This is a genomic window from uncultured Anaerococcus sp., assembly GCF_963510915.1.
Lineage (GTDB): Bacteria > Bacillota > Clostridia > Tissierellales > Peptoniphilaceae > Anaerococcus.
The window spans coordinates 1-5,843 of sequence record NZ_CAUPHG010000095.1 but is presented as its reverse complement, the minus strand read 5'-3'; the positions used below and the strand labels follow the sequence as shown (position 1 = coordinate 5,843).

6 protein-coding genes are annotated in these 5,843 nt (G+C 35.3%); all 6 read left to right on the top strand.

All coding sequences use genetic code 11. The annotated features are described in order from the left end of the window. Nucleotides 1-261: 261 nt before the first annotated feature. Nucleotides 262-807: an ECF transporter S component gene (locus RQ893_RS07625; RefSeq protein ID WP_311482435.1), complete on the top strand. Its 546-nt coding sequence runs from the start codon at nt 262-264 to the stop codon at nt 805-807. A gap of 52 nt (nt 808-859) precedes the next feature. Beyond that, on the top strand, nt 860-1,498 hold the full coding sequence (locus tag RQ893_RS07620; RefSeq protein ID WP_311482434.1) for a CpXC domain-containing protein: 639 nt from the start codon (nt 860-862) through the stop codon (nt 1,496-1,498). A gap of 44 nt (nt 1,499-1,542) precedes the next feature. Then, on the top strand, nt 1,543-2,844 hold the full coding sequence (gene hemZ, locus RQ893_RS07615) for a coproporphyrinogen dehydrogenase HemZ (protein ID WP_311482433.1): 1,302 nt from the start codon (nt 1,543-1,545) through the stop codon (nt 2,842-2,844). A gap of 2 nt (nt 2,845-2,846) precedes the next feature. Then, complete coding sequence (pepD, locus tag RQ893_RS07610) at nt 2,847-4,247, top strand: beta-Ala-His dipeptidase (protein ID WP_311482432.1); 1,401 nt, start codon at nt 2,847-2,849, stop codon at nt 4,245-4,247. A gap of 132 nt (nt 4,248-4,379) precedes the next feature. Continuing rightward, a complete protein-coding gene (locus RQ893_RS07605; protein WP_311482431.1) occupies nt 4,380-4,508 on the top strand; it encodes a hypothetical protein in 129 nt (42 codons plus the stop codon). Nucleotides 4,509-4,645: 137 nt separating this feature from the next. Next, nucleotides 4,646-5,843, top strand: a 1,198-nt coding sequence (locus RQ893_RS07600; RefSeq protein WP_311482430.1) for an MBL fold metallo-hydrolase, incomplete at its 3' end; no start/stop codon positions are given.

The following is a 5,843-nucleotide window of genomic DNA, read 5'->3' as shown; positions in this document are numbered from 1 at the left end:
GGCGAAACTTCACGAGAAAATAGCCCGTCGGCTCATTGAGACCCTATGATGATATTGGGACGATTTATTCATTCTGCAACAGCCCCTTTTTGTTGCCTTATATAATAAGTTGTAAAATTATTTGGGCTTAATAATGGTTTTATATGTATTAGGATTGGTTTGAAAATTTATCAATATTTTGTTTGGATAAAATTATCACAAATTTCTTATTTGGGGTATACTAATTAGGACGTAATGTTACATAATAAAAAAGGAGTTAGAATGAAAAAAATAAGCACACAAAAACTCGTATATATGGCGCTTTTTGCAGCTCTTGTGTACATATTTTCAAGATTTTTCCAAATCCCTATAGTAACCCCTCTTGGTCAAACAAGGTTCCACTTAGGAAACGTATTTTGCCTACTTGGCGGTCTTTTATTAGGGCCAGTTTACGGTGGTATCTCAGCTGGAGTTGGTTCTGCACTTTTTGATTTATTTGATCCGGTATATTTTACAAGTGCACCAATCACCTTCATCACCAAGTTCGCTATGGCTTTTGTGGCAGGAATTCTTTACAAAAAAAGAGATAAGCTTGTAAATACTCCAAAGCTAGTTCTTGCAGGAGCCTTAGGACAAATTACCTATGTAATTTTATATCTAGGAAAGACCTTTATAAAAAATAGGATGGTTCTTGGTCTAACTATGGAAGCGACCATGGCAGAAGTCATCCAAAAAGGTTCCGTATCAATGGTAAATGCAGTTATATCGGTAATTGTAGCAACAATCTTAGCTATTCCTCTTCTAAAAGCTGTAAAATTTGAAGATTAACCTGAGTTTTTGGGTAAGTATAATATAAGCTTAAAAAAGAGAAAGGTATGAGATGGAAAAAAGAGAAAAAGTATTTAAAATAGCCTGCCCTAAGTGCGGTCACAAATTTGAAGAAAGTCTACCAACGGCTATATTTGCCTTGGGTGCTGATAGGGAAGAAATCATAGCAGGTAATTTTGCAAACCTAACTTGCCCTGAATGTGGAAATAAATTTGTTCTAAACTACCGCTTTGCCTATACAGATGAGGCAAATCTATTTATGCTTGTAAATGACCCTGCCTTTGTGGATAGGAAGGCAAGGCTTGCTTTTTCGACCGGGCTAGGCCTTATTGGAGCGGCTCGTAAAGATGAACTTATTAAGCGTACCCTAAGAATCACCTATGATTACCAAGCTTTGAGGGAAAAAATTGCTATTTTTGAATCTGGTTTGGATGATAAGGTAGTTGAGCTTATGAAATATTTCCTAATAAACAGCGAGGATTTTTCTTATGATCCTTGTCAGATTAAGGACTTTATATTCACAAAAGATAAGGAATTTCATTTAAAAACGGTTTTAAGTGTGGGACTTAAATTAGAATTTTCTGATATACTTTATGATACAATCGTGAATAATTATGGAGATTTGATAAAAAAAGACATGAACTATTTGATAGATAGGAATTGGGCAAAAAATTTTTTGAAGGCAGAATAAAAAAGGGCTTAGGCCCTTTTTTGCTTGTAAAATTGGGGGGCAAGATGAAAATATATCTTGAAAATGAAAATAAAAGAAAAATCGCCTATGATATTCTAAATATTTTCCTTGATCACGAGGAAATTAATTTTATAAGGGATGAAATGCTTGCTGAAATTAGAATTAAAAATGACTTGGTAAATATTTCTGGGAGGGATTTTTTCTACACAAGCAACCAAGAATTAAAAGTCATCCTCTATGACTTTTTGGCAGAAAAAACAGGTTACAAGTCGCCTTGGGGAACCCTTACGGGCTCAAAACCTTCAAAACTTTTGAAAAATAAGAGCCTTGAGGAAATTAAAAATATTTATAAATTGTCAGATGAAAAGCTAGGACTTTTGGGGAAAACCTACGAAAACCAGTCAAGACTAGATATTTGTCTAGACGATTTTAGCCTTTATATAAACATCCCATTCTGCCCGACCAGGTGCGATTATTGTTCCTATCCGACTTTGATTGGTGCCCACCATGATAAGGGGACATATGTGGACTATCTTATAAGGGAAATTGAAGGGGTAAACTTGCTGGAAAAGCTTGATTCCATCTACATCGGAGGCGGAACTCCTTCCTATTTGACAGACACTCAAATCGAAAAAATCCTAGCAGGCATAAATAAGAAATTTTCCTACAAGGAATTTACCTTCGAAGCTGGCAGAGAAGATACACTGGATGGTGAAAAATTAGAAATCCTAAAGGCGGGTGGGGTTTCAAGAATTTCCCTAAATCCTCAGACCTTTAATAGGGAGGTTTTGAAAAAATTAAATAGGGATATTAATATGGACCATTTTTTGGATATTTATAAACAGACTAAGGACTTGGGGTTACTTGTAAATATGGACTTTATAGTGGGTCTTGAGGGAGAAAGTGCGGATGATTTTTCCAAAAATTTTACGATTTTAAAAGACCTCCTTCCAGATAATATAACCTTCCATGCTCTCGCCATAAAAGCTGGTTCAAAATACAATGAAAAAGGAAAAACTGGTCAGAGGGAGGATTCCCTAAAAATAGCTGAAAATGTAGGAGAGTTTACAGGCAAAAATGGATATGAACCCTATTATTTGTATAGGCAAAAAAATATAATTTCCAATCTAGAAAACGTCGGCTACCAAAGAAATAATACAGCTCAGAGGTATAATGTAATCATAAATGAAGAAATTGGCTCGATTATTGGCCTCGGCATGAATGCCAATTCCAAAATGATCTCTGGAAAAAAATTTAGAAATCCAAGAAATCTTAGGGACTATTACCAGGATTTTGAAAAAAATCTTGATGCCAAAAATGAGCTTATAAAAGAGATAAGGAGATAAAAATGAATTACTCTGATCAAGTTTTAAAATATTTTAAGGAACTTGCAAAAATTCCTAGAGAGTCTGGTAATGAAAAAGAAGTTTCAGACTTTTTGGTAAATTTTGCTAAAGAAAGAAATTTAGAAGTCGCTCAAGACGAGGCTTTAAATGTAATTATTAGAAAACCAGCAAGCGCTGGTTACGAAGATCATGCAATAGTTGCTCTCCAAGGCCATATGGACATGGTCTGTGTTAAGGTTGAGGATTCTAATCATGATTTTGCAAAAGACCCTATCAAATTATTAGAAGAAGACGGTTGGATTACAGCAGACGGCACAACTCTTGGCGCTGACGATGGAATTGGTGTTGCCTTTATTTTGGCAGTTTTAGATGACAATAGCCTAAAGCATGGCCCAATTGAAGCTATTATTACAACCGAAGAAGAAACTTCTATGGGAGGGGCTGGTAGACTTGACCTTTCTCAAATTACAGCCAAATACCTTGTAAATATCGATTCTGAAGAAGAGGGCATTCTTACAGTAGGATGTGCAGGTGGACTTGACCTAGAAATCGAATTTGATAAAAAATACGAAAAAGCAGACGGAGACTTTATTGAAGTTAATCTAAAGGGTTTTGCAGGCGGTCACTCAGGTATGGAAATTGACGAATTTAGATTAAATGCCAATAAAACGCTTGGAAGACTTTTAGAAGGAATAGAGGGCCTACAAATCGCTACAATTTCCGGCGGAGTAAAGAGAAATGCAATCGCATCAGCAGCTAGAGCAGTAGTTGCAGTTCCTAATAAATCAGAAGCAATTAAAGTCATTGAAGAAAGAATAGCTCAAGTTAAAAATGAATACAAAGATGTTGATCCAAAGGGAGAAATTTGGGTGAAAGAAGCGTCATTTGATGGAGAAGTCCTAACAAAAGACTTATCTAAAAACATAGTCGACCTCTTATTTGTAATCCCAGACGGCCTTTATAAAAAAGTTGGCGATTCAATTGTAACAAGTTCAAACCTTGGTCTAATCGAAGATAGGAACGAAGTAATTTGGATATCTTCAATGTTTAGGTCAGAAATCGACTCCCAAAAATTCTACAAGGCTGCTATTTCAAAGAAAATAGTAGAAAGATTCGGAGCTAGGGCAGAAATCACCAGTGAATATTCAGGTTGGCAAAGAGAAGACAGCCCGATAATTGATCTTGCCAAAGAAGTTTGGAAAGATGTTCACGGAGATGAAATGCAAATCGCCACCACCCACGGCGGACTTGAATGTGGCCTTTTCAAGAAAACTCTAAAAGATACCGAAATGATCTCCTTCGGCCCAGAAATTGAGGGTGCCCACAGCCCAGAAGAAAGAGTAAACATAAAATCAATAGCAAATAACTTTGAATTCTTAATAGAACTTTTAGAAAGAATTTAAGAGAAAATCAAAACCACTCCGTTTTTTAAAACGGGGTGGTTTTTTGATGGCAAAATTAGAAAAAATCTAAAAAACAAAGGGTATAATTAAATTGATAATAAATATCATCTAAGTGAAAGAAGGTGTTTATTTATGACTTTATACAAGACTATATTAATTGGTCTTTTGGGTTCATTTTTGATGTTTTTGGGGGATATGACCTTATATTATGATCCTAATGATTATGATGGCAAGCCCTATTCACATCTATATTTCTTTTGATATTTACTCCTTTTACGTAGAGATTGCCATAGGGTTTGCATATGATTATTTGCGGAGGTTGGTTCAACTTAATATATTTTGTCTACTACTTATCTTTACTTATTAGCTTTAGATAAAAAATTTTTAGGAGAAAAGCTATGAAACTTTTATATTTTTTTGATGATAAAATAAAACCTATTACCATGCGTGGGAAATATTACTGCAAGCCAGAAGATACTGGCATTTTGATGGATGGAATAAGTGTTATTAGAGAGTATGATGTCAACCTATGGTTCTATACGAAAAATGGTAAAACCATCGCTTTTGATAGTGGACACATCAACTACGACAATATAGATAGGGAATTTGAGAAAACAAAAATAAATCCGGATAATATTGAGCATTTATTTTTAACACATTTAGATGTTGATCATGCCGGAGGAATTGATGTAAGAGGCAGAAATATTTTCCCAAATGCCCATGTCTACATGGGCGCTAATGAAGAGAAGTATATGACAAGAGAAATTCGCAGAAAGGCAATATTTCATAATTGTGTGAAAATCGCCCAAGGGTGGACTCCAATAAAAGATATTTCAATTTTTGAGATTGACGGAATAAAGGTGGAAGCAATTCCTGTTCCCGGCCATACGGTAGGCCATACCGTATATATAGTCGATGATAAGATTTTGATTTCCGGAGATTGTCTTGCCATAAATGAAAATGGTGGCTATGCTTTCTTTGACTTTTTCAATCAAGATTCAAAGAAGAATAAAGAATCTTTAGTTAAACTAAGAGATAGATTAAAAGATTATGATTTAAAATACGTTTGCACAGGACATAGTGGAATACATCCTTATTCTGCAAAGATTTTTGAGCATATTGATAAGAGTGCAATCTTTGGTAAGATGACTCCATTTCACAAGGACGGGGAATACAATGTTTTTGATAAGAAAACAAAACCTAATTACGGAAACTGGCTTCCTAAAAGATTGTTGAAGGCTAAGATTATTGAAAGTCTAGTATGTCTTATTTTATTCATCTTATTTGGTGTAAGTGACCTTATTCTTCAAGGAAGGCAAAGGATTGTCTGGGGAATTATCCTAGGAATAGGATGCCTTATACTCCTATTAATAACTATGTGGGTTAGCATCTTATATAGGAGCTTTGATTACAAGGGTAAAAGAAAGCTCGCTAAAGTCATAATAGAGGGGACTGCCGACTATGTAAAGATCCCAGATGGTGGCGTGGGTTTAGATGTAGGATGTGGTAGCGGTGCACTTACAATTGCTTGCGCAAAGAAAAATCCAAAAGCGACCATGGTGGGCTGCGACATATGGAGTGGGACATATAAAAGTG